The organism is uncultured Porphyromonas sp. (assembly GCF_938046015.1).
GTDB lineage: Bacteria > Bacteroidota > Bacteroidia > Bacteroidales > Porphyromonadaceae > Porphyromonas.
In genome coordinates this window covers 88,682-112,492 of sequence record NZ_CALIXW010000044.1, presented here as the reverse complement: position 1 = coordinate 112,492, position 23,811 = coordinate 88,682, and the positions used below count along the sequence as shown (strand labels likewise).

Below are 23,811 nucleotides of genomic sequence, written 5' to 3'. Positions count from 1 at the left end.
CACAGCTACATGAGTCATACACGCTTCTGCTCTTGGCGTCCCAGCCTGAGGCTAGAGCAAGCACTCCTCATCGGGGCGCTTGCTCTCGTCGTGCTGACGCTCTACCTCGAGCACTGGGGGTTACGTTGCCTCCTCCTAGCGGGCTACCTCGTGGCCCTCTATACCTGCTACCGTGGCTCGCTGCTGCAGCTGACGCGGCGCCTCGTGCTTCTGCTGCTGGTCCTCCTGCTCTCCATCCTTCCCATCGCCCTAGAGCGCGGGGATGCGAGCACGCTCTACTGGGACTGGGGCGGCTGGGGGATAGGCTATGCGGGGCTCAGGCAAGCGCTCAGCACGGGGCTGCGTAGCTTTAGCTCCGCCCTCATCCTACTTGTGCTCCTACAGCTCCTGCCCCTCTACCGCCTCTATAGTGTGCTGCGTAGCCTCGGCGTGCCGCAGCTCTTCATCGAGCTGGTCGAGCTGACCTACCGCTACATCTTCGTCCTCGAGGAGACGACGACGCAGATACGGCGCGCACAGCTCAGTCGCCTCGGCTATCAGGGCGGGCTCTCCGCGCAGATCGCCGACAGCACGCTGCTCCTCTCCCGCACCTTCATCCTCTCGCAGGTAGAGGCCGACAAGCTCTACCTAGGCCTGCAGAGCCGAGGCTATGAGGATGAGCCCGCAGCGCCCCCCGCCCCCTCTACGACGCCGCTTGTGCTCGAGCTGCGCGGGCTCGGCTACCGCTATGAGGAGGCCGAGGAGGCACTCAAGAGCCTCGACCTAGAGGTCAAGCGAGGGGCGAGTATCGCCCTCTTGGGGCATAATGGCGCGGGTAAGTCCACGCTCTTCCTCCTGCTCTCGGGACTCCTCGAGGGCTGGTCGGGCGAGCTTCTCCTAGAGGGGCAGCTCGTCCCATCCAAGGAACGCAGCCTCCTGCGCCGACGCATTGCCCTCGTGCTGCAGAACTCCAACTACCAGCTCTTCACCCCCTCCGTGGAGGACGAGCTGCGCTACGGCCTGCGCAAGCTAGGCCTCACCGAAGCTGCTCTCGAGCAGCGCCTTGAGGAGCTCCTAGAGCGCTACGAGCTCCGTCCGCTTCGTCACCGTGCCCCGCACGAGCTCAGCGAGGGTCAGCGCAAGTGGCTCGCACTCGTCGCAGTCCTCTCGACCGATCCCGAGGTCATCCTCCTGGACGAGCCGACGGCCGCCCTCGACGCGGTCTATACACGCCGTGTCCTCGGGCTCCTCGAGGAGCTGAGAGCCGCGGGCAAGACCCTCATCGTCTCCACGCACGACATGGAGCTCGCCTATCAGCTGGCCGAGGAGGTCATCCTCCTCGAGCGCGGCGAGCTACGTACGCACCGCGGGGCCTCGGCCTTCTGGCAGGACGAGCCGCTTCTACGGCAGGTAGGGCTCGCCCAGCCCTGGGCCTTCAAGGCAGCGCAGTCCGCTCCGCGCCCCGCTACCTTTGTCACTGAGTGCGAGCGCAAGGACAGTGAGTACAGCCTGCCCGTATTCCTGCACGCCCCGTCTTATCCTATCTTGGTCGTCGGGGGAGGCAAGGGGGCTTGGCGCAAGGCTCAGAGTCTCCTGGAGCGCCGCATCCCGCTGCGCATCCTTGCCCCGAGCCTCTGCCCTGAGCTGGCAGAGGCCGTCGCCGCGGGGCTATGCCACTGGGAGGAAGGGCGCTACCGAGGGATCGAAGACCTCGGAGGGGCGCAGCTCGTCCTCCTAGCCCTCGGCGATCGAGCGCGTGAGGCGGAGCTGGCACGCGAGCTGGAGGCAGCGGGCAGGCTCTACGCCTGCCTCAGCGATCCGCTCCTCGGATCCGTGCAGCTGGGCGCTACCCTGCAGCGCGAGGGGCTGACCCTCAGCCTGCGTAGCGACTACCGCCTGCCCGAGCTGACGCAGGCGCTCAAGGCGCACTGGGGCGCGCAGCTCCCCGAGGGCCTCGCTACCGAGCTCCAGCAGCTCAGCCAGCTACGCCGCGCCGCACACCGTGTAGAGGAGGGGGAGGCTGCTGCCGAGGCCCGAGCGGCCTACGAGGCTCGTAAAGAGAAACTATTCGCACAGCTAAGGCTACGATGATAGGCTTAATCAGTATCAACCACAAGACCGCCTCGCTCTCGCGCCGTGAGCAGTTCGCCTTCTCGCCCGAGGAGGCGCGCTACCTCATCGACGAGTGGCGGCGGGCGGGCTATATACGCGGGGGACTCGTCCTCTCGACCTGCAATCGCCTCGAGGTCTACTACGACTGCGACGAGGCCATCACACGTGAGCATGAGGAGCGGCTGATCCGCAGCCTCTATGACTTCAAGCGGGTACGCACCCGCGGGGACGAGGGGATCTTCGTCACCCAGCAGCACGAGGCGGCGATCCGCCACCTCTTCCGCCTCTCCTCGGGCCTCGAGTCCATGGTACAGGGCGAGACACAGATCCTCGGGCAGCTCAAGGATGCCTTCCGCCGCGCCAAGGACCAGGAGCAGACGACCTCCTTCCTGACGCGCCTCATGCATAAGGCCTTCGAGACGGCCAAGGGGGTGCGCTCGCAGTACCTCGTCTCGGCGACGCCCATCTCGGCAGGGGCTGCCGCCGTGGACTTCCTCGCCAGGAGGGATCCTGACTACCTGCAGCGCCCCATCCTCATCCTAGGGGCGGGGCAGATGGCCGAGGTCATCACCGAGCGCCTGCAGCAGCTCGGGGCGGTCCACATACACCTCTACAATAGGACGAAGGAGCGTGGGGAGGTCTTCGCGCGGCGCCATGGCCTGGAGCGTCTCTTCTCGGGGGATCAGCTCCGAGAGGCCCTGGCGGGGGCTGCGGTGACCTTCGTCGCGACCTCCTCCCAGAGTCCTATCGTCACGGAGGAGCTCCTCGGAGAGAGCTCGGGACGACGTACCTTCTTCGACATGGCCGTCCCGCGTAATGTCGACCCCGCCGTTGACGAAGATCACTCCATTAGGCTCTACACCATTGACGATCTACGTGGGGCACAGCTCCTAGAGGCGCAGGCCCCCGAGGCGGCCGCTGCCCTCGCTTCCTATATAGATACGATGATCACCGAGTACATCTCCTGGTGCGAAGCCTCCGAGGTGCGTAAGGTCATCGGTCGCATCCAGGAGACCTCGCAGCTGCTCCTTACGCGTGAGCTCAGCCGCCTGCCCAGCGAGCTCCCTGAGGAGCATCGCCAGCTCGTCGCCCACTGGGACGAGCACCTGCGCATCACCTATACTACGGCCATCGTCTCCGCCCTGCGCGAGCTCAGCGAAGAGGCAGGCCACAGCCGCTACGCCTCGGCACTACATCACATCTTTACCCATATACAGGACAAGCTCCATGACGAAGCCTAGAGCACTCATCCTCGGTACACGCGGCAGCCAGCTCGCCCTACGGCAGAGCATGATGGTGCGTGAGGCCCTCCTCGCACAGCACCCCGAGCTGGAGATCGAGCTACGGGTCATCAAGACTAAGGGCGACCGTCTCCAGCAGCTCGCCCTTGACGCCTCGGGCGACAAGGGACTCTTCACCAAGGAGCTGGAGCACGCCCTTCGCTCGGGAGAGATCGACCTGGCGGTACATAGCCTCAAGGATCTGCCCGTCGTCCCAGCCGAGGGCACCTGCATCGGGGCTATCCTACCCCGAGCTGTGACGGTGGACAGCCTGATCGGGGCGCCTTCGCTCGAAGCACTCCCCGAAGGCGCCCTCATCGGGACCTCGAGCCGTCGCCGCACCTACCAGCTGACCGTACACTACCCCCAGCTACGTACGGCGGCCATACGCGGCAACATAGATACGCGCCTGGCGAAGCTCGAGTCTGGACAGTACGATGCTATTCTCCTGGCGGAGGCTGGCCTTAGTCGCCTTGGCCTCGAGGTAGCACGTCAGCCCATCCCCGAGGAGCTCATCGTGCCCGCACCAGGGCAGGCCGCGATCGCCGTGCACGTCAGGCAGTCCGACGAGCGTCTGCTGCAGCTCCTTCGATCCATCCACGATACGGTGACGGCAGAGGAGGTCGGCCTCGAGCGCCGACTGCTCCAGGCGCTGGGCGGAGGCTGCGCGCTGCCGCTGGGCTGCGTCTGTCATATCACGGGCGAGGAGGCGGAGCTGCGCGTCTTCTTTGCCAGTGAGGATGGCCAGCAGCACTACAGCGAGCGCCGTGTCCTGCCCCGCAGCGAGGCCGAGAGCTATGTGCTGGAGCTCGCCGAGCGACTCAAAAAGGACTTTGCCCTATGAAGAAGACCCAAGTACACCTAGTGGGCGCGGGCCCTGGCGACCCGCGTCTCTTGACCCGCCGCGCCTATGAGCTGCTGAGCCGCGCCGATATCGTCGTCTACGACGCCCTCGTCTCGCCCGAGATCCTCGCCCTCATCCCCGAGCGCGCAGAGCGTATCCCCGCGGGGAAGCGTGCCGCGGGGCACTCCATGCACCAGCGTGAGATCAACGCCCTGCTGGTGGAGCTGGCCGAGCAGCGTGGTGGCTGTATCGTGCGCCTCAAGGGGGGGGATCCCTTCGTCTTCGGCCGCGGGGGAGAGGAGATGCTCGCCCTACGCAGTGCGGGCATCCCCTACGAGATCGTCCCTGGGATCAGCTCGGGACTGGCAGCGCCTGCCTACTTCGATATCCCTATTACTCATAGAGGGCTGAGCCAAGCCTTCACCTGCATCACCGCCTATACAGAGGATGAGGGCCTGCCCGAGCTGGACTGGACGAGTCTGGCGAAGCTCCCTGGGACGCTCGTCTTCTACATGGGGATGCGTCAGGTGGCGAAGATCTCCGCGGCACTCCTCGGGGCGGGCATGTCCGCCGAGCGTTCCGCGGCTATCCTCAGCAAGGGCACCAGCCCCGCGCAGCAGCTACGCTCCGAGACGCTGGGAGCCTTTGCTGCCTCGACGGAGGACTATAGCGCCCTCGCTCCGGGGCTCTTCATCGTGGGCGAAGTCCTTAGCCTCGCTGAGGGGCGACAGCCTAAGCCGCTGGAGGGCAAGCGTATCATCGTGACGCGCGCCCAGCAGCAGGCCTCTGGTCTGGCCGATGGCCTTCGAGCTCAGGGGGCTGAGGTGCGTCTGCTGCCGAGCATAGAGATCGTCGAGCGCACGGAGGCATGTCCCCAGCTGGAGGCAGCGCTCTCGGATCTGTCGCGCTATGACTGGCTGCTCTTGACCTCGCCCAACGCGGTGCAGTACTTCTTTGCTGCGCTGGAGCGCACGGGACGCGATGCCCGCACGCTGGCTGGCCTACGGCTGGCCGTCGTCGGGCCGATGACGGCTGAGACGCTAGGCCGTCACGGGCTGCGTGCCGACTTCATGCCGAGCGTCTATACGGCTCAGGGCTTCGCTGCGGACTTCCTCGCGGCCTATCCTGAGGCTGAGGGACGCAGGCGGCTGCTCTTCCCTTGCTCGGAGCTGGCGCAGTACGAGCTCAGCACGAGCCTTGAGGCTGCGGGCAGTCAAGTAGAGCGTGTGGAGCTGTATTCCAATCATCCCATCGCCTACCGCCCCGAGGAGCTGCAGCGCTGCTTCGCGGGCGCCGACTGGCTGACGGCCTGCTCCTCCTCCTCCATTGATCACCTCTACAGCCTGCTGGAGGCCCAGGGGCAGACGGCACTCCTCAGGGAGGTGCGCCTGGCGGTCCTCGGGCCGCAGACGGCTGCGAAGGCGGAGCGCCTGGGGCTCACGACGAGCCTCATCGCCCCCGAGGCGACCATCCCCTCGCTCGTCGAGGCGCTCTGTAAGGCTTCGTCAGCCGACCAAGCCGAGGACTTAGACTAAGGCTTCACTTACCCGCCCTCCTCGTGTGGGCTCTGCTGAGGGATAGCAGTCAGGACGCTGACTGCTATCCCTCAGCTTCTTTATGGACGTCCCTCAGCCTCGTGACTGATATCCTTCAGCGAGGCCTCCACGAGGAGGGTATGACGCTTCGTCTTAGGGAGGCCTCGGCAAGGCTCTGCTTGCCCTGCTCCTTGGCTTGTCGGCTCAGGCATTCCTCTTGGGCTTAAAACTCTTTTACGTACTTTTGTGCCGTCAATAAACTTGTTTAATGTGCCCTCTATGAGACGATTACTTTACCTCTTGATAGTCCTCCTGGCGCCCGTCCAGATGTATGCTCAGATGCTCTTCTCCGAGAATCTGACGATGAGTATCGATAGCAGCAAGACGCTACAAGGGACGATCCTGCCCGTCCTCAACTTCCAGACAGAGAAGGAGAACGTCCTTACGCTAAAGAATACCGCCAATATCAACCTGCTGATCCGACGCAGCCGTGTGCTCAATCTGATCAATAAGCTGGAGTTCTCCACTTACGGCGATCGCATCCTCGTCAGTGGTGGGCATGTGCATGCCGAGTACCGCTATCTGCTGGATCGCGCCTTTGAGCTCTATCCCTACATGGAGTCTCAGTGGGCCGCTAGCCGTGGGATGGACTTCAAGTTCTCCACTGGGCTGCAGTCGCGCTATCGCTTGGTCAATAGCGCGAGCTGCCTGATGTTCGCTACGCTGGGCCTCTTCTACGAGTACGAGGAGTGGAAGCATCCAGCTCCTGCGCCTCATGCTGCGGGCTATGCCTATAGCAATAGGATCAAGAGCCACCTCTAGCTGAGCCTGCGGCATCACCTAGGCGAGCACTGGGAGCTGATGGCCTCGGCGATCCATCAGGCAGCACCTGATAGCTACCTCAAGCAGGCGCGCTTCGGGGGCGCTGTCGACCTCAGATACCGCATTACCCCAGCCATCGGGTTGCGGGGTACCTATCGCCTGATCTATGATACCGCCCCTATCGTACCCATACGGAAGGACTATACGACGGTCGATGCAGGTATTGATCTGACCTTCTAGTGGCTTGCTTGACGCCCTCCGAGGTAAGGGATGAGCGCCGTTCTTCGGCTAGCTTAAGGAAGCTCCCCCTACTTTGTGTCCATAGCTCAGTACCTTTTAGGCGCTGGGCTATACTTTTTCAAGCATATTGCCTATATTTGTATAGATAGCATAACTAAGTACGCGCAGCATATGAACCTCCAGCAACTCGAGTACATCCAGGCACTAGATAAGTACCGTCACTTCGGTAAGGCAGCCGATGCCTGTAAGGTCACGCAGCCTACCCTCAGCACGATGATACAGAAGCTGGAGGATGAGCTCGGGGTGAAGATCTTCGACCGCAGCCATCAGCCCATCGTACCGACCCCCGTGGGACGACGTATCCTCGATCAGGCTGGGGTCATCCTCATGCAGGCAGCCCAGATGCATCAGGTGATCCGTGAGGAGGCCGAGGCTGTGACGGGCACGCTGCGCCTGGCGGTGCTCCCGACCATCGCGCCCTATCTGCTGCCTCGTATCATGCCCCTTCTGGAGCAGGAGGTGCCCGAGCTCAAAATCACCTTCGTCGAGATGAAGACCAGCGAGTGTATCGAGGCACTGACGCTCGGAGAGGTGGACATGGCGCTGATCGCCTCGCGTCCTGGGGTAGAGCAGCTGACCGAGCACATCCTCTACTACGAGGAGTTCATGGGCTATGTGCCGAGGAGCTCGGAGCTCTTCGATCAGGAGCATATACGCAGCTCGGAGCTCGTGGGGAAGCGCCATCTATGGCTGCTGGACGAGGGGCATTGCTTCCGCGACCAGCTGACGAAGTTCTGCCACCTCAAGTACGACCCCAGCCAGCAGCTCAACTATAGCCGCGGTAGCCTCGAGACCTTCATGCACTTCGTCGAGCAGGGGCAGGGCGTGACCTTCATCCCTGAGCTTGCTGTAGAGCAGCTGGACCCTGCGCGCCACGAGCTGGTGCGCAGCTTTGCGCTCCCTCGCCCGACGCGTGGGGTGAGGCTGGTGACGCACCGCGAGTTCGTCCGCCATCGCCTCGTCTCCGCCATCGAGGACATCATCACGCGCTCCGTACCGCAGGCGATGCTGCGCCTGCGCTCGGGGCAGGACTTAGTTTAGCGTCTTGGCTGCGGTCCTTTATGAGATCCGTAGCCTCGGTATTGCATTACTTTTCTTTCACTATAAAAATCGATCAGCTATGCTTAAGGATAAGCAATCACCATTGACCCGCATCGGGATTTTCTATGACGGCAACTACTTCTGGCACGTCAGTACCTTTTATTACCAGCATCACGAGCGTAAGAGCCGCCTAAGTGTGCGGGGCCTGCACCGCTTCATCCGCGAGCAAGTCGCTCGGGAGGAGGGGACGACAGAGCAGCGCTGCAAGATCGTAGACGCCCATTATTTCCGTGGCCGACTCAGCGCCAGCGAGGCAGCCAAGGCCTCGGGCGACGTCCTCTACTACGAGCGCCTCTTTGACGACGTCCTCAATAGCGAAGGCATCCTGATGCACCACCTACCCCTGTCGCGCAATGCTAAGGGGAAGAAGAAGGAGAAGGGCGTGGATGTCCTCTTCGCGCTCGAGACCTACGAGCGTGCCCTGAAGGATGAGCTGGACGTCGTCGTCCTCGTAGCTGCCGACGGGGACTACATCCCGCTGGTGCGCAAGCTGCACACCCTCGGGATACGCGTCATGGTCATCGGCTGGGAACTGGAGCACCTCGGTGAGGGCAAGAAGGATGCGACGACCTACACCTCCTCGGATCTCCTCGACGAGGCTACCTATCCCATCCTGATGAACAACATCATCGATCGCCGCGGCCACCACAATGACATCCGAGTCAACGACCTCTTCGTCTCTAAGGGTGCCCCCGAGGATCGTCCGCAGCGCGAGTCGCGCAGCAAGTCCAGCTACCATGCTCCGCAGGCACGCCAGGTGACGGAGTCGGAGAGTAAGGAGCTGGAGGCGCAGGCCGAGCAGCAGCAGGGTGAGGCTCTGAGCCAGCCCCAGCTAGAGAGCGAGGCTACGGAGCAGACCGAGCTCCTCGTGACGCTAGAGCAGCAGGGCGAAGAGCCCCAGCAGCTGGATACCGAGCTGCAGCCTACGGATACTGAGGCTGCGGAAGCGCCCCTCACCGAAGAGCAGCCTGAGCAGCAGGAGCCTGTCGAGCTCGCCGAGGAGTTCTTCGAGCCCAAGGAACCCGAACTTCCGCTGAGCAGCAGCGTGCAGGAGGAGGCCAAGGGCCTACTACCCACAGAGCTCAAGGTCCTAGGTAAGATCGAGCTCCCCGAGGAGAAGACCGAGCCTCAGGAGCCCGCTGCCGAGTCCCTGCCAGGCTATGCCGAGGGGACGATCCAGGCGCTGAAGAAGGGCTTCGGCTTCATCGATGTCGGGGTAGGGGAGAATGCTTTCTTCCACTACAAGAGTCTTGTGCCCGGCCTGCGCTTCGATCAGCTCATCGAGGGCGACCGTGTGGAGGCTGAGCTCCACCGCTCTGAGGAGGGTAAGCTCGTGGCGAGCAACGTGGCGCTCATCCTCGACTAGAGGCGCCCGCCACACCCGCCCCGCAGGCGACAGCGAGCCTACTACGAGTAAAGGGAAGTCCCCAGGGAGAAGCATCCCGTGCTTCTCCCTGGGGACTTCCCTTTATTGCTCTGCTCCTCGCGAGGTGATTGCGGGCGGGGCTTCTCCGCCTAGTGTCGCTGGGCTAACGGTAGATGAGGCGGTGGAATTGGCTTGTGTCGAAGAGCTCCACAGCGACCTCGTACAGCCCCTCTGTCGTGATCTGCCCGAGGCGCTCCTGCAGCTCGGCGTCCTCGACGTAGCGGTGCAGGTGGAGGAAGCTCTTGCCCATGGCGAGGAAGCTCTGCTCTCTGCTCTCGGCGCTGATGAGCAGCTGCCCGCGCAGCTGACGCAGGGCGGCAGCGAGCTCCTGCTTGCTCAGAGGCTGCTGGCGCATACGCTCCAGCTCCGCTAGCACGAGCTCTATAGCCTCGGCCTCGGCACGGTGTGAAGAGCCGAAGTACACGGTGAAGAGCCCCGTGTCGCTATAGGGCGTATAGTTGCACTCGACATGGTAGACGAGGCCGCGGCGCTCGCGTAGCTCCATGTTGAGCCGTGCGTTCATGCCGTTGCCCCCGAGGATATTCGCCAGTAGGCTCAGCTCGAGACGGCGCGGATGGTAGAGGGAGTAGGCGCTGCGGCCGATGAGGACGTGGCTCTGGGAGGTCTGCTTGCGGCGGATGACCGTCCGTGGGCTGAGCTCGGGGAGCGGCTGGGCTTGCTCGGGACTATTGCGGTAGGGCAGCGCCGTGTCTGGGTAGGCAGCCTCAGCAAAGGCCGTGAGCTCCTCCATCGTGAAGGCCCCTTGAGCGAAGAGCACCATGCGCTCGGGGCGGTAGTAGCGGGCGAAGAAGCTGCGCTGCTGCTCGGTGGTGAGCCGCCCGACCGAGCGCTCCGTCCCGAGGATAGCGTGCCCGAGGGGATGGCCGTGGAAGACCTGGTCCTCGAACTCGTCGAAGATCAGTTCGCTCGGACTATCCTCGTAGGAGTGTAGTTCGTCGATGATGACCTCGCGTTCCTTGACCCACTCCTCGTCGGGGAAGCGGCTGTGGCGAGCGATGTCCAGCAGCACCTGTAGGCTACGCTGGCGGTAGGCCGAGGGGAAGAGGGCGTAGAGCATCGTCTCCTCCTTGGTCGTGTAGGCATTGAGCTCTGCACCCACCGCCTCCATGCGCTGGATGATCTGCGTGGCCGAGCGTAGGCGCGTGCCTTTGAAGAGCATGTGCTCTATGCCGTGCGCCAGGCCGTGCTGCAGACGGGACTCGTGGCGGCTGCCGACGGCGATACCTATCCCGAGGTAGCTGACGGGGCTATCCTCGGCGGCAAGGATGATACGTAGCCCTGAGGCTAGGGTCTTAGTCTGATACTTCATCTGTGCGTCTTGTGGGGAGCTGCTGCCCCCAATGCAGACAGCCTCCCGTGGGCTCCCTAGAGAGCGCTCGGGGCCGTGGGGCCCGAGGCGCGGGGGAGTTGCGGGAGGCTGTCTGTACGGCTCAGCGAGTTGCTGAGTGGGCTTGTCGTGGCACTCGGCTAGTGGTGTCGAGCGCAGCTAATGGCTGCTTGGAGCACAGGTCGGAGGACTACTTCTTGTCCTTGGGGACCTCGAGGCGGCCTGCCTCGCTGCTGGTGGCGATGCGCTCGTAGTAGTCCTTGTCGTAGCCTGGGAAGGAGGGCATGACGATCTGACCGTAGCCGTTCTCCTCGAACTTACCGTCCTTCTCCTTCTTCACGTTACCGTCCATATACTTGACCAGAAGGTACTCGCCGAGCTTCTTCCAGCGCTCCGTCGCACCATTGGCCGTCTTGGCGCAGACCTCGGTGAGGTAGCTGATGGCCTGCTGAGGATTGGCCTTCAGCAGCTCCAGCGCCTTGGCATCCGTCGTCTTGACCAGCTCGTCGAAGCTGTTCTCCAGCTGCTGCTGCACGGGGCGGATATCGGCGATCATGGGCTCATACTTGTGGTAGGCCATGTTCGCGACCCAGTTGTGTATCCAGAAGGCACTCGTCCAGCTGAACTCCGTCATGCTGCCGTTGCCACGGCGATAGCACTCGGGGATGCTGGTGATGGAGGCGTACATAGGCGTCAGGACGGCGGTATTGGCATCGTCCACGCCGAACCACAGGATACCGCCGACAGCGTCGGGCAGCCAGCTACGCAGCTGTGCGATCAGGACGAAGCCCGTCTGCTGCGTGGCGATCGCACGCTCGTTGACGTACTCGCGCCCATCGACGTTGAAGGTCATAGGACGCCAGCGGTAGGGCACGCGGTAGGCACCAGCCCCAGGGTCCTGCGTCATGGAGAGCGGCGTATCCTCGTAGTGATTGCGCATCCCCTTGCGTACGTCGGCCAGCGTCACCTTGCGGTCAGGGATGATGTACAGAGGCATGGGCTCCTCGTTGACGTCGCCCTTGACGAGCTTGGTGTACTTGTCCATGCCCTTGTCGAACTCGCGGAAGAAGCTCCACACACGAGCCTCGCAGGCGCGCAGCCCACTGAAGTCGTAAGGGTTATAGGCCTTCTGGAAGTCGAAGTCCTTATCCTTGCCCTTGAACCAGCCGTACTCGCGAGCGAGGTTGACGACGTCCTTCTCGTACATGCAGTTCTCCTTGTCGCCGAAGGGGATCTTGTGGATGCGGGCCTGATTGGCGTGCGCGCTGATGGCGTCATCGGGGATGCGGATAGCTACCCAGGTGGCGCCCTTCTTCTTGGGGCCCTTGCCGATCATCTCCAGCACCCAGACCTCGTTCTTGTCCGCGATAGTGAAGGATTCGCCCGAGCTGTAGTAGCCGTAGTCTCGTACCAGACCCGTCATGACGCGGATGGCCTCGCGGGCAGACTGGCTACGCTGTAGGGCGATGTAGATCAGGCTGCCGTAGTCCATGATGCCCTTGGGGTCGGAGAGCTCCTTGCGCCCGCCCCAGGTGCTCTCGGTGATGGCCACCTGGTGCTCGTTCATATTGCCTACGACATTGTAGGTGATGGGTGCCTGGGGGATGAAGCCGAGGGGCTTGCCCGTGTCCCACTCGCGTACCTCAAGCATGAGCCCCTTGCCCCAGCTCTTGGCAGGGTAGTGGACGAGGTCGCCATAGAGGGTGTGCGAGTCAGCGGAGTAGCTGACCATGACGGAGCCGTCGGCAGAGGCCTTCTTGCCGACAATCAGGTCGGAGCAGGCTGCGGCGCGCTCGGGCGTGAGTGCTGCCAGCGTCAGCGCACAGGCCCCGAGGATAGCATATTTTCTCATCGGTCTAAAGTATTAGGTGTGTGAGCGTGTTGTCTAATGCACTTATAAAGATAGGGAAAATGCTAAGAACGTCCTCCCCGAAGCGCCTCAGCGGGCTAAGGCGTAGCGGGTGCTCAGCTCGCTGAGGGCAGCGATGAGGAGCTCGCTCTGCTCGGGGCGCTGCGTGGCGATACGCAGCGTCGGGCGCTGGTAGCCGAAGTTGGTGCAGTCCCGGACTAACAGTCCGTACTCTAGGGCGAGGTGCTCCTTGAGCTCTGTGGCTGAGAGGAGGCGCCCTTCGTCCCAGAGCTCCAGCTCGAGGAGGAAGAAGTGGGTGGCCGTCTCCCCAACGCGCAGGCCTGGGAGGGCAGCGAGGGCGGAGCGTAGCCGTGCAGTCTCTGCCCACAGGGTGCTGCGGTCGAGCAGCTCGGGGAAGCCTTCGCCGACGATCCACTGCCCCGCCTGGAGCGCCATAGCCCCAACGCCCCAGGGCTGGCGGTAGCGCGCCAGAGCGGCGATCTCCTCCGTCTGTCCCATCAGGTAGCCGAGTCGTAGGCCAGGCATGGCGAAGCGCTTGGTCAGCGAGGCGATGAAGAGCACGTTAGGATAGCGGGCGAGGATGACCTGCGGCTCGGGGAGCTCGGCCTCGGTGAAGTAGCTGTAGGAGCTGTCGAGGACGAAGAGCAGCGTGGGGTGGGCGGCGAAGAGCTGCTCGAGCCGTTCGAGCGGATAGACCTCGCCCGTGGGGTTATTCGGGTTGCAGAGCCAGTAGATGCCGCTGGCCTTCTGAGGGGGCTCCAGCGTCTCGAGGCGCTCCAGCTCCAGCCCGTAGAGCTGGGAGGCATCGGCATACTCGCTGAAGGTCGGGCTGGGGGGAAGGTAAGCACGTGCCCCACGATGCGCCTGAGCTACGAGATAGATGGCCTCGGTTGCTCCGCTGGTGACCAGCAGCTCGCCCTCGGTGAGGCTATGATGGTCGGCCAAGGCCTTGCCTAGGCTCTGTGCCCTAGGCTCGGGGTAGCTGCCGATGCAGTCGATATGCTCAGCTAGATAGCGCCTCAGGGGCGTCGGGTCGGTGAGGCTGGTGACATTGGAGCTGAAATTAGCCTTGATCCCCGTGTAGCGGTAGAGGTCGTCACCGTGTCCGTCTGTCATCGTCCGAGTATTTGGTAGATACGCTCGAGGTCTACGTGCTGGCGCAGGTGAGCGGCCAGTCGATCGTACTGCTCCTGCTTGAAGGCCTCGTAGTCAAGGGGCTGAGCGCCCGTGGCGATACGCTCGGCGAAGGGGGCGAGCAGGCGCTCGATGAAGACGGCATTATCTAGGATGCCGTGGAGGTAGGTGCCCATGCAGTGCTGGCTAGTCATGCAGCCCTCCTCGCGGCCGTCGGCCATGCGCACCAAGGGCTGAGCCTCGGCCTCGGGCTCGCGTGTGGTGCGTCCCATGTGGATCTCGTAGCCCGTGCAAGGCGTCTCGTCCCCGATGAGGGTGAAGTGCGCCTGGGTCGTGACCTTGTCCCCCGCCATCTCGGTACGTATCGGCAGCAGTCCCAGCCCAGGGAGTCGCACGATGTCGCCCTCCACGCCCTCGGGGTCGGAGACCTCCAGCCCAAGGATCTGGTAGCCGCCGCAGATGCCGAGGATGGTCTTGCCTGCGCGGTGGGTGCGGATGATGGCCTGCGCCACACCGTTGCGACGCAGCTCGTAGAGGTCGGCCAGCGTACTCTTGCTCCCCGGGACGATGATGATGTCGGCCTCCTGCAGCTCCTCTACATTATTGGTGTAGAAGAGGTGCACGCGCTCGTCCTGCTCTAGACGGGCGAAGTCGGTATAGTTCGAGATGTAGCGCAGCAGGACGACGGCGATATTGACCTTGCCCTGCTGGGCCTGTAGGGCGCGCTTGGAGAGGGCTACGGAGTCCTCCTCCTCGATATGGACGTCCGTCAGGTAGGGGACGATCCCGAGGACGGGCAGCCCGCAGAGCTCCTCGATCAGGCGACGCCCCTCCTCGAAGAGGCGGATGTCGCCGCGGAACTTATTGATGATCACCCCCGACAGCAGTGCTCGGTGCTCGGGCCGCTGCAGCATCACTGAGCCATAGACCGAGGCGAAGACCCCCCCGCGGTCGATGTCGGCCACGAGGATCGTCCGCGCCCCAGCGTGCTGCGCCATAGGCATATTCACCAGATCCGAGTCGCGGAGGTTGAGCTCGGAGATGCTCCCAGCGCCCTCGAGGACTATAGGATTGTAGCGTGCGGCTAGGCGGTCATAGGCAGCGCAGACCTCTTGTCGGAGGTGTCCACGCCCTACGGTGCGGAAGTACTGGTAGGCATCCTTGTTCCCTATGGGGCGGCCGTGGAGGACGACCTGGGAGGTCTTGTCGGAGCTGGGCTTGAGCAGCAGGGGGTTCATATCCGTATGGCAGGGGATGCCCGCAGCCTCAGCCTGCACGGCCTGCGCCCGCCCCAGCTCCAGCCCCTCGGGGGTGACGTAGGAGTTGAGGGCCATGTTCTGCGCCTTGAAGGGAGCGGGGTGATAGCCATCCTGGAGGAAGATACGGCAGAAGCCTGCCGCCAGCACGCTCTTGCCGACGTCGCTCCCCGTGCCGACGAGCATTAGGGGGGCTAGGGGGCGCTGCTCAGTCATGGGCGGGCTTCTTCTTACGCTTGTAGCTGAAGGCCTGCCAGCGCTCCTCGGGCCAGTTCTGCTGCTGCATCTCCCACTTGGCGAGGACGAAGAGCCAGTCACTCATGCGATTGACCCAGGGGATGAGCCCCTCGGGCAGCGGGTCCTCACGGTCGAGCGTCCAGAGGCGACGCTCTGCGCGGCGTGCTACGGTACGCGCCAGCTGCATCTGAGCTGAGAGGGGTGTGCCGCCTGGGAGGATGAAGAAGCCGTTCTCACTGAGCTCGCTCATCAGGCGGGCAGTCTCCTCCTCGAGGGCGCTCAGCCAAGCGAGGTCGAAGTTATTGGGGTTCTCGGCTCGGCGCTCGCTGCGGGTGGCCACGAGGCTCATGGCCTGCATGATCTGCATCTGCACCTGGCCGATGAAGCTGTGACGGGGATCCTCGAGGGCGAGGTAGGAGCGTATGAGCCCGAGGTGGGCATTGAGTTCGTCGAGGGTGCCATTAGCCTCGATACGTATATTATCCTTAGGGATGCGTTCGCCACCGAAGATACCTGTCGTACCTTGGTCGCCAGTTTTGGTTACTATTCGTGCCATGAAGGGCAAGGTTTAAGTTAGGTAAAGCGTTGCTGGTACAAAGGTACGGCTTTCCCCCCACGCGCCTTGCCTTAGAGCCCCTTGGTAGCTTGGGGGGAATGTCCCTCTAGAGGAAGACTGTCCGCGGAGCTAGCTCTCGGGGGGCTGATGGATATCCCTCAGCCTCCTGACGGGCGTCCCTCAGCCTCGTGAGGGATAGCCCCCAGTGCCTTGACTGATATCCCTCAGCACAGCTCTCCCTACAGGCAGCGCCCCGCGCTAGGTCTAGCCTCGGGAAGTTGGGAAGAGCGGGAGGGGTAGGGAGCGAGCTAAGGAAACATCCTGCTGCTTCCCCGCGAGAAGGGGGAGCTAAATTTGCTCCGAAGGCGCTCCAGTAGCGTCGTGGAGGCTGCCCTTAGCCCAGTGCCAGGGTATTTTGAGCGTCTTGATAATATCGCTATCTTTGCAGCGAAGTCAATGGAAGGCCCTCTCGGGGCGTCCATTCCTCAGGTCCTATAGCTCAGTCGGTTAGAGCACCTGACTCATAATCAGGGAGTCCTTGGTTCAAGCCCAAGTGGGACCACGCTCCATACAGACACACAGATAGTAGCAGGGACGAGCGCGCCGACGCTCGTCCCTGCTCTTTTTATATTCCTGCCCCGCCTTGGGGCGTGGTGTCGTGCCGTAGCCTAGCGGCGTGCACGTATTGAGAAGCTCGCTGAGTCCAGCTGCCCAGGGAAGGGGGGATTGTCCTTGCGTAGCGAGAGCTCGAGAGCCTTGATCCGCGGGAAGCGATCGAAGAGTGCCGAGGCGATCCTGCCCACGACATACTCCAGCAGCAGTGAGGGCTGGGCCATCTCCTCGGCGATCACCTCGTAGAGCTCGGCGTAGCTGATGGTCTCGCTGAGGGTGTCGTGCTGCATCGCCGCCGACACCTCGGCCTCGACGCGGCACTCTAGGGTGAAGTAGTTGCCCACCTCGCGCTCCTGCGGGGCGACGCCGTGGTAGGCGTAGAAGCGCATACGCTCCAGCCCGATGATCATCTGATCGACTTGCATACGTGTATGGGGTCTTAGTAGCTTGGTATAAGGATAGGGGAGAGTAAGCGAAGAGCATCGCAGGCTAGGAGCTAGGCTCCTCGGGATCCTGCGATGCTCTTCGTATAGGGGGCTGCCTAGGCGAGGCTAGAGGCCAGGCCAGAGGCTGAGGATGGCGGGCGAACTGGGGCTCTCGCGCTCTACCTCGGCCTCAACGCCGTCGGGTAGGCGGTGGAAGAAGTTGAGCCCCGTACGCCGCTCCAGCTCCTCGATCGAGATCGCGAGGCTGCGGAAGGCTGGGCTATTGCTGTACTTCTTGTGCTCGACCCAGAGCCCGATGGCGTGGTAGGTCGAGCCCTGCTGGCGGAGCAGCGCTACCCAGTAGTACTTGGGGATGAGTAGCACATTATTGGCCTTGTAGGACTCTACTTGGTCGGGGCGTATTGTACCGCCCTTGACGACATAGAGCACATCCCGCAGCTTGCTATTGCGCCCCCAGCCTCGTACCAGCTCCTCGATCTTGCTCCAATAGCTTTGGTTGAAGCCTGCGCCTATTTGTGGGCTCATATTGGAGTAGTAGAAGGTCTGTCGGTTAGCCTCACGGCTGGACACTCGGTCCTCCGAGGCCACGAGGTGGCCGCGGTCGTAGCCACTGCCTCTGAAGAGGTGCGCCGTTGAGAACTCGGCTGGGATACGTGGGTCCCAGGCCCAGGCGTCATCCCCGCTGCGGCTGACGGCCTTGCGGGAGCTCTGCTCGTCGAAGGAGAAGGCGACCCAGCGCGCGTGGCGTAGCTGGGTGTCGTACTCTAGGGAGTAGTTGACGCGCCCCTCGGCGTAGTGGGTGACGAAGTAGTTCTCCGCGCCCTTGCTCAGCGCGGGGAGCTCCAGCAGGGTAGGGTCGCCGAGGATGTGGATCCCCGTCGTGCCCCCGGGCTGCGTCGTCTGGGCCTGCTGTACCAGTTGCAGCGTGTCGGCCTCTCCCGCAGCGCGTACGATGAGCAGGGCCGTGCGCTCTGCCCCCGCGTTGCTCTGGGTGGAGACACTGATCCCGAGGCCATTGGGATTGGCCTCGCCCGTAGTCTGGGAGAGGCTCACCCAGCTGCGGGCGCTCTCGGGCTGGAGCTCGAGGCGCCAGGCGGCGGGGCTCTGCAGATGGGCGAAGAAGCTGGAGGCCTCCGACCCTAGGAGCTTGGTGCGTAGGTGCGTGGAGGCGAGGCTGAGCTGCGGAGCAGAGGCTGCGCGGTCACGAGGCTTATCCTGGCGCTCGGTCGTACAGCCCGCGAGTACGCCCCCCAGCACGAGGCTGAGGGGGAGTAGCCCTAGGAGGTGGCGTAGCGTCTTCATTGCTTAGTAAGAGCTTCCTGATTACTTAGTGCAGCGCTGAGCGTCGAATCGGATGTCGCTGAGGCTACGAGGCCAGAGGTTGAACTCCTTGACCTCGCCTGTCTTGGTCGTGCGGAAGGAGCGGCTGAGGATACCGACGATAGTGCCTGCCTTGTCGCTCGTCGTCTCGCCCTTGAAGGAGGCCTTGCCCGAGATGGCTAGGCTCAGACCACTGATGCCAGTGGGCAGGCTCGTGGCGCAGTCCTCGATGCGGGTGGCGAAGTAGCTGGGGATGGAGCCTTTATTGTTGGGCTTATTGGGGTTCAGCGCCTTGCCATGCTGGCTGAATTGCACGCCACTGAGCTCTACGAGGATATTGTCGTAGGAGCCTGCATAGACTTCGGCGAGGGTTAGCTTCTTGGGGCGGATCTGCTGCGTGCGGCCTGTGTCCTCGAGGACAGCCTCTGCGCCCGTGTCCTTGGCGAACTCGAGCTGCAGGGAGCCATTATAGAGGCCGATGCTCGCACCCTTAGCCTTGACCTTATATACCGTCCCAGCCTTGAGGCTCGCGGGGAGGTCCTTCCCTAGGCGTACGATGATCCCCTGGTCGCCACTCTGTAGTGTGAGGTTCAGCGCCGTGCTGTTGCCCTCGCTGAGCTGCGTGATGAGGGTGGCCTCGAAGCTGATGTCCTCGGTGATCTGGTGCTTGGTGCTGGTGGCGGGGTACTTGGCGATGAAGTCCTTGAGGCTAAGCGCCTGCTGCGTCCCCTGCCCAGGATCGGGCGTAGGAGTGGGCTTAGGCTGGGTGCTCGACTCGCTGCAGCGCTTGCCCGTGAGCCCAGCGAGGTCGGCTGCCCTGCGGGGCCAGAGGTTGTAGGCCTTCTTGGGCTGCTCGGCAGGCGTCTGGTTCTTGAGCGTATTGATCTGTAGGATCCCTACGACGCGGCCGTTGCCTTCGGGGCTCGCCTGCGAGCGCAGCGCCTCGGGAGCATAGCCCGAGATGGCGACGGATAGCCCGTCGACGGCCTGGGGTAGCTCGGTGACGCAGTCGCTGAGGTGGTGGTAGTAGCTCGCTGGCGCGCGTGTGCCGCTAGGCTTATTGGGGTTCAGCGCCTTGCCTGTAGCGGCGAACTGTACACCGTCTACGGCTACGAGGATGTTGTCATATTTGCCCGAGTAGATATCGGAGAGGCTGAGCTTGACGGGCTCGACGGTCTCGAGGCTCTCGCTGGCAGTGACTGCGGAGGCGTCGGTGACGGCGCTGAGGTCGAGCTGCAACGAGCCGCCGTTGAAGCGCTGCACCTTACCACCCTTAGCCTTGACGACGAAGACGGTACCAGGCTTCCATGCCTTGTTGGCCGGCTTGGCCAGGCGCACCGTGATGCCCTGGGTGCCTGCCTGCAGGACGATGTTGCGGTTGTTGGTCAGATTGTTGGCCTCGATGTCCGAGACGAGGGCAGCCTTGAGGCTCACGTCCTCGCTCACGGTGACTTCGCTGCCCGTGTCGTACTTCTTGATGAAGGCGGCGAGGCCCGCGGCATCGGACTTGATGGTCTCGCTGCTCGTGCCGCTGCCCGTCTGCGTGATGGTATAGAGCTCGGACTTGCCGCCCAGCTGTAGGGCGACCTGAGCGGAGCGGTTGGCGCCCGTATTGGGCAGCACCTGGATCTTGATCTCTACGCTGCCCGCACCGCCTGCGCTGGGGCTGATGTTGATCCAGTCGGCGGTGGTGACGGCCTTCCAGGAGCGGTTGCTCGTCAGCTGGAGGCTAGCCGTACCGCCAGCCTCGGGGATGGCGAAGGTCTTATCCTGAGCCTTAGGAGCGGTGATGCTGTACTCAGGCTTGGTGTAGGCGTCGTCGTTGTCCTTACAGGAGGAGATCCCAAGGGCAAGGCAAAGGCTGGCTGCGGCGAGGAGCGTCCAGCGACTGTACTTATGCTTAGTCATTAGTTCGAGGTGATGAATGAAGGCTGGGAACTAGAAGCGAGCGTCGGTAAGCTGGACATCCTGCTCGCGGAGGATGATGAGCTGGGGTGTGGTGCGGAAGTAGCTCAGGATACCCGTCACCGAGCCCGAGCCCTTGGGCAGCTGCTTGCCAGCGAAGCGGGCATAGCTACTGGTGCGTACGACGAGCTGCGCCCCCGTGCGGTCGGTCAGCGTACGATTGACCTGTGCGAGCGTAGCGCGCTGCTCGGGGGAGGCGTAGGTCTGCCCTAGCTCCGAGGCGGCGAACTGTACGTCCTTGATGCGGACCAGTGTCCCAGCATAGCTCGTGCTGAGCTCGGATAGGCTCAGCGTACGAGGCTGCAGCTCGCTGCGCCCGACGATGAAGAGATGCTGCTGGACGAACTTCTCAGGGAGGAAGGCCGTCTCGTAGCGCGCGTCCGTACTGCGGTAGCCGAGGCCTATCTGCCCGCCATAGGCGCCGAGCTGTAGGTCCTGGCACAGCAGACGTACACGGGCTCCCTGTGGATAGATGGTGCTGAGGTTGCCGAGGGCAAACTTCAACTCCATGCCGCCCGTGGAGTCCTGGATGTAGCAGCTGCGGTAGACGTTGCCCTCGGTATCGTCCGAGGCGACGATGGCCTCGACGACGATGGGGCGCTGGAGGGTCAGCCCGCCCTGCGTGTAGAGCTCCTTGAGCTGCGCGATGGTGTGCGTCGGGCGTGGGAGCTCGTCCGCGCTGCGCTCGGTGGCAAAGCTCGGCGGGTCGGGCTCGTTGTACTTCGTGCAGCTCACAGCCCCCACGAGGAGCAGTCCCATGAGCGGTAGGCTATATAGATGATGAAGCGTCATGTCGGTAGGATGCTATTAGAACTGGAGCGTGGTGTTGAGGAAGAAGGTCGTCCCATAGACGTAGCTGAGCTTCGGGTCGAAGGGGCGGAAGGGGATCTGCTGGCCACTCTCGTCGCGCTGGGTGCGGACGCGCAGCTGCTCGAAGCCCCCGCTGGGGAGCTGCTTGTTGTTCAGCACGTTGCTCACCGAGAGGTTGAAGCGCAGGAAGGTGCCGTACTTGATCCGCCACGAGTAGCTAGCGAAGAGGTCGACGGTAAAGCCATCACGTAGGCGCTCGGGGTGGATGTAGCCCTGGTCGAGGGCGGCACGAGCTCGGTCGGTACGCAGCGCGGGAGCCATGCTGACGTAGTTGCGCCCGAAGTAGTTGGCGTTGATCCCGAAGTTGGCATACCAGGGGGCATAGTAGGTGAGCCCTACGGTGGCTGCCGTCTGTGGCGTGCCGCCGACCTGTAGCCCCTTCCAGTAGATGACGTCACGGTCTACGATCTTCTCCGAGTTGTCGATGGTCTGCACGTAGCTGGGGTTGCTGGCGTACTGGTACTGGCCGAGGGCGAGGGCGGCATTGGCCGTCAGCGTGGGACTGAGCTTAGCCTCGAGCCCGAGCTCCATCCCGAGGTGGCGCGTGTCGATGCCGGTGAGGATGTAGTTGGAGAAGGAGGCCTGGCTGTCGTCGTAGAAGTTCATCGCCTGCGTGTGGTCAGCGATCTGCGCGTAGAAGCCCGTTAGGCGTCCGCGCAGCCAGGGCAGGCGTACCTGATAGCTGGCCTCAGCGCTGAGGATACGCTCGGACTGGGGGTTCTCCACGTAGCTATTGCGTGTGCGGGGCGAGATGAAGACGTTGCGGAAGGTCGGTGCCTGCTCCACGTAGGCGAGGTTGGCCTGCAGGTAGTGGTGCCCGTTGAGCTTGTATATTGCTCCTGCCTTGGCCGTGAGGTCATTGAACTTCACACGGTCGGAGAGACCGTAGGAGTTGTCGGGGAAGAGCCCGCGGCGCTGCTTCCCGTCACGCTGCATCGCCGTGTGGGTATAGCCCAGAGCACCGTAGACATCCAGCTTGCTCAGCTTATAGGTGGCCTGCCCCCAGGCTACAAAGCGACTCGTCTGCGCCTCGTAGTCGTGCCCGAAGCGATCCCCCCGCTGCACGATGCGGTCGGGGTGATTGAGGTCGACCTGGCTCTTGGAGGCGTCACCGCCGAAGTCGCGCTCGGCGAACTTGTCCACGTCGTAGACGAAGTCCGCCCCGAGGAGATCCCCCACGACGGCGAAGTTCTCCGTGCGGTTGTGTCGGTAGCTGAGGCCGCCGTTGAGCTCCAGCTGCTTGAGCGGCTGCCAAGCCATCGTGCTGGCCCAGGCGAACTCTCGCTGATCGGTGTGCCTATCCTCTACCATGTACAGAGCACGGCGTCCAGTGGCCAATGCCTCACCTGCGGCATTGCGCACGGTCGTCATATTCCCCCTATTGATAGCATACATACGATCCCAGTCGATATAGCGTGTATTGGGATCGCTGTGCCAGAGCTCGGCATAGCGTGCGGCGGCCTCGGGGTCTTGGCTCCCTGGGGTCGCCATGCGTGTGAAGTAGGAGGGGAGGTAGCGGTAGTAGTCGGGTCGTGGGTCGGGAGCGTTGTACCAGTTGAGGGCGCTGTAGCTGTTGTAGCCGAAGCGATAGCTCATCGTGGTCGAGATCTGCAGGCGACGCTGCAGGTCGTTGAAGTAATGGCTGAGCTGCACGATGGGCTCGTGGCTGTCGCGGACGCGGGCATTGCGCCATGCTCCTGCCTGGCGGCCAATGTTGGGGTTGTAGAAGTTCGATCCTGCCAGATCGTAGGCCTCCTGGGTGGAAGCGCTGGCTACCCCGCGTCGGGTGGGAGCACCGAGGGCCATCAGGCTGATGTGGTTCGACTCGTCCAGGCGCTTCTCTATCCCGAGGAAGTAGCTCCACGCGTCGTAGAACTGCCCGCGTACATAGCTGTACTGTCCGTCTCCCGAGCGGCGTACGACGCTCGCCAGGAGCGACCAGCCGCGCTTATTCTCCCCTGTCGACCAAGTGAAGGCAAAGCGGTTGGAATAGGTGCGGTTGCTATTGGAGTAGGTGAGGCGGCGCTGCGCCCCGAGCTGAGAGGGGCGTATCGTCACGTTGTTTGTGATGCCCACGCTGCCTATGCCCGAGACGATGGGCTCGAAGGACTGCGAGGTCTGCTGTAGGCGGGTGACATCGTTGAGCCCACCCCACAGCGACCAAGCGGAGTAGCCGCTATTGAGGTCGTTCATCTCCACGCCATTGAGCATCTGGCTGCTGTAGGGGCTGTCGTAGCCGCGGGCTCTGAAGCGCGCCGTGCTGAAGACATAGCTGGAGGCCGAGAGGAAGGGATCCTTCGAGGAGGTCAGCAGGGCGACACGGTCGCTGCCGCTGACCGCATCGTCGCTATCATCAGCTATCAGGAGCTCGTCGTAGCGCTCGGGCGTGGAGGGTAGAGGTACCAGCTCCAGTAGAGGTAGTGCCTTGCCCAGGCTGTGGATATAGACGAGCTGCTTGGCCTCGTAGCCTGGGGCCGTGACCGTCAGGGTATAGCGTCCCTCGGGGAGCTGGGGTAGCTGATAGAGACCCCGTGCGTCGACTACGATCAGGCGTGTCGTAGGCCCGTGGAGGCTGATTCGTGCCCCAGGGACAGATAGCCCGCTCTTGCTGTCCCGTACGAGGGCGCCGCTGCTGCTATTCTGCGCTACAGCCCCTAGGCTGAGACAGCTGGCTAGGGCGAGGACAGTAATCGTTTTGTTCATAGGATGGCTCTAGGTAAAGGCGGCACGGCGGACGGCCTCCGAGGAGGCTGCTGCGGTACGCGGCATAGTCTCGTTGCGCGCCTCGCCGTACGATA

General features: G+C 63.1%; 16 protein-coding genes, 1 tRNA gene and 1 pseudogene. 8 read left to right on the top strand and 10 right to left on the bottom strand.

The features are described from left to right. Window positions 1-9 precede the first annotated feature (9 nt). The 7 genes and pseudogenes from Q0248_RS06010 to Q0248_RS05980 all read left to right on the top strand — a co-directional run bounded on the left by Q0248_RS06010 (window position 10) and on the right by Q0248_RS05980 (window position 9,339). Window positions 10-2,070: an ATP-binding cassette domain-containing protein gene (locus Q0248_RS06010; protein ID WP_299320725.1), complete on the top strand. Its 2,061-nt coding sequence runs from the start codon at window positions 10-12 to the stop codon at window positions 2,068-2,070. Continuing rightward, window positions 2,067-3,332, top strand: coding sequence for a glutamyl-tRNA reductase (gene hemA, locus Q0248_RS06005; protein ID WP_299320723.1), 1,266 nt, complete (start codon window positions 2,067-2,069; stop codon window positions 3,330-3,332). The genes Q0248_RS06010 and hemA overlap by 4 nt, the downstream gene beginning before the upstream one ends. Next, complete coding sequence (hemC, locus tag Q0248_RS06000) at window positions 3,319-4,215, top strand: hydroxymethylbilane synthase (protein WP_299320722.1); 897 nt, start codon at window positions 3,319-3,321, stop codon at window positions 4,213-4,215. Before hemA ends, hemC begins: the two co-directional genes overlap by 14 nt. Further along, window positions 4,212-5,750 (top strand): uroporphyrinogen-III C-methyltransferase, encoded by a 1,539-nt coding sequence (gene cobA / locus Q0248_RS05995; protein ID WP_299320720.1) that lies wholly within the window; start codon window positions 4,212-4,214, stop codon window positions 5,748-5,750. The genes hemC and cobA overlap by 4 nt, the downstream gene beginning before the upstream one ends. Window positions 5,751-6,029: 279 nt before the next feature. Next, window positions 6,030-6,812 (top strand): annotated as a pseudogene (locus tag Q0248_RS05990) (hypothetical protein). A 171-nt stretch (window positions 6,813-6,983) separates the two neighbouring features. Further along, a complete protein-coding gene (locus Q0248_RS05985; protein ID WP_299320719.1) occupies window positions 6,984-7,913 on the top strand; it encodes a hydrogen peroxide-inducible genes activator in 930 nt (309 codons plus the stop codon). Window positions 7,914-7,992: 79 nt separating this feature from the next. Then, entirely contained in the window at window positions 7,993-9,339 is a 1,347-nt protein-coding gene (locus Q0248_RS05980; RefSeq protein WP_299320717.1) for an NYN domain-containing protein, read from the top strand. A 163-nt stretch (window positions 9,340-9,502) separates the two neighbouring features. Here the strand turns inward: Q0248_RS05980 and Q0248_RS05975 are convergent, their stop codons facing one another. The 5 genes from Q0248_RS05975 to Q0248_RS05955 form a co-directional block, all read right to left on the bottom strand. Beyond that, complete coding sequence (locus tag Q0248_RS05975) at window positions 9,503-10,729, bottom strand: pitrilysin family protein (RefSeq protein ID WP_299320711.1); 1,227 nt, start codon at window positions 10,727-10,729, stop codon at window positions 9,503-9,505. Between the two features lie 208 nt (window positions 10,730-10,937). Continuing rightward, window positions 10,938-12,599 carry a C69 family dipeptidase gene (locus Q0248_RS05970; RefSeq protein WP_299320709.1) on the bottom strand — a complete coding sequence of 554 codons (1,662 nt, stop codon included), beginning with the start codon at window positions 12,597-12,599 and terminating at the stop codon, window positions 10,938-10,940. 87 nt (window positions 12,600-12,686) lie between these two features. After that, complete coding sequence (locus Q0248_RS05965) at window positions 12,687-13,733, bottom strand: aminotransferase class I/II-fold pyridoxal phosphate-dependent enzyme (RefSeq protein WP_299320708.1); 1,047 nt, start codon at window positions 13,731-13,733, stop codon at window positions 12,687-12,689. Further along, window positions 13,730-15,223, bottom strand: coding sequence for a cobyric acid synthase (locus Q0248_RS05960; RefSeq protein WP_299320706.1), 1,494 nt, complete (start codon window positions 15,221-15,223; stop codon window positions 13,730-13,732). The genes Q0248_RS05965 and Q0248_RS05960 overlap by 4 nt, the downstream gene beginning before the upstream one ends. Next, the gene (locus Q0248_RS05955; protein ID WP_299320705.1) at window positions 15,216-15,800 is read right to left on the bottom strand and encodes a cob(I)yrinic acid a,c-diamide adenosyltransferase; all 585 of its coding nucleotides are present in this window, start codon (window positions 15,798-15,800) and stop codon (window positions 15,216-15,218) included. The genes Q0248_RS05960 and Q0248_RS05955 overlap by 8 nt, the downstream gene beginning before the upstream one ends. A gap of 488 nt (window positions 15,801-16,288) precedes the next feature. On the opposite strand from Q0248_RS05955, the gene Q0248_RS05950 reads away from it, so the two are divergent. Next, a tRNA-Ile gene (locus Q0248_RS05950) sits at window positions 16,289-16,362 on the top strand. A gap of 106 nt (window positions 16,363-16,468) precedes the next feature. Here the strand turns inward: Q0248_RS05950 and folB are convergent. The 5 genes from folB to Q0248_RS05925 all read right to left on the bottom strand — a co-directional run bounded on the left by folB (window position 16,469) and on the right by Q0248_RS05925 (window position 23,716). Further along, window positions 16,469-16,837, bottom strand: coding sequence for a dihydroneopterin aldolase (folB, locus tag Q0248_RS05945; protein ID WP_299320704.1), 369 nt, complete (start codon window positions 16,835-16,837; stop codon window positions 16,469-16,471). Window positions 16,838-16,963: 126 nt separating this feature from the next. Next, a complete protein-coding gene (locus Q0248_RS05940; protein WP_299320702.1) occupies window positions 16,964-18,160 on the bottom strand; it encodes a DNA/RNA non-specific endonuclease in 1,197 nt (398 codons plus the stop codon). Between the two features lie 21 nt (window positions 18,161-18,181). After that, the gene (locus Q0248_RS05935; RefSeq protein ID WP_299320700.1) at window positions 18,182-20,086 is read right to left on the bottom strand and encodes a DUF5689 domain-containing protein; all 1,905 of its coding nucleotides are present in this window, start codon (window positions 20,084-20,086) and stop codon (window positions 18,182-18,184) included. Between the two features lie 30 nt (window positions 20,087-20,116). Beyond that, window positions 20,117-20,935 carry a DUF5689 domain-containing protein gene (locus Q0248_RS05930; RefSeq protein WP_299320699.1) on the bottom strand — a complete coding sequence of 273 codons (819 nt, stop codon included), beginning with the start codon at window positions 20,933-20,935 and terminating at the stop codon, window positions 20,117-20,119. Between the two features lie 15 nt (window positions 20,936-20,950). After that, window positions 20,951-23,716, bottom strand: coding sequence for a carboxypeptidase regulatory-like domain-containing protein (locus tag Q0248_RS05925; protein ID WP_299320697.1), 2,766 nt, complete (start codon window positions 23,714-23,716; stop codon window positions 20,951-20,953). Between the last annotated feature and the right edge of the window lie 95 nt (window positions 23,717-23,811).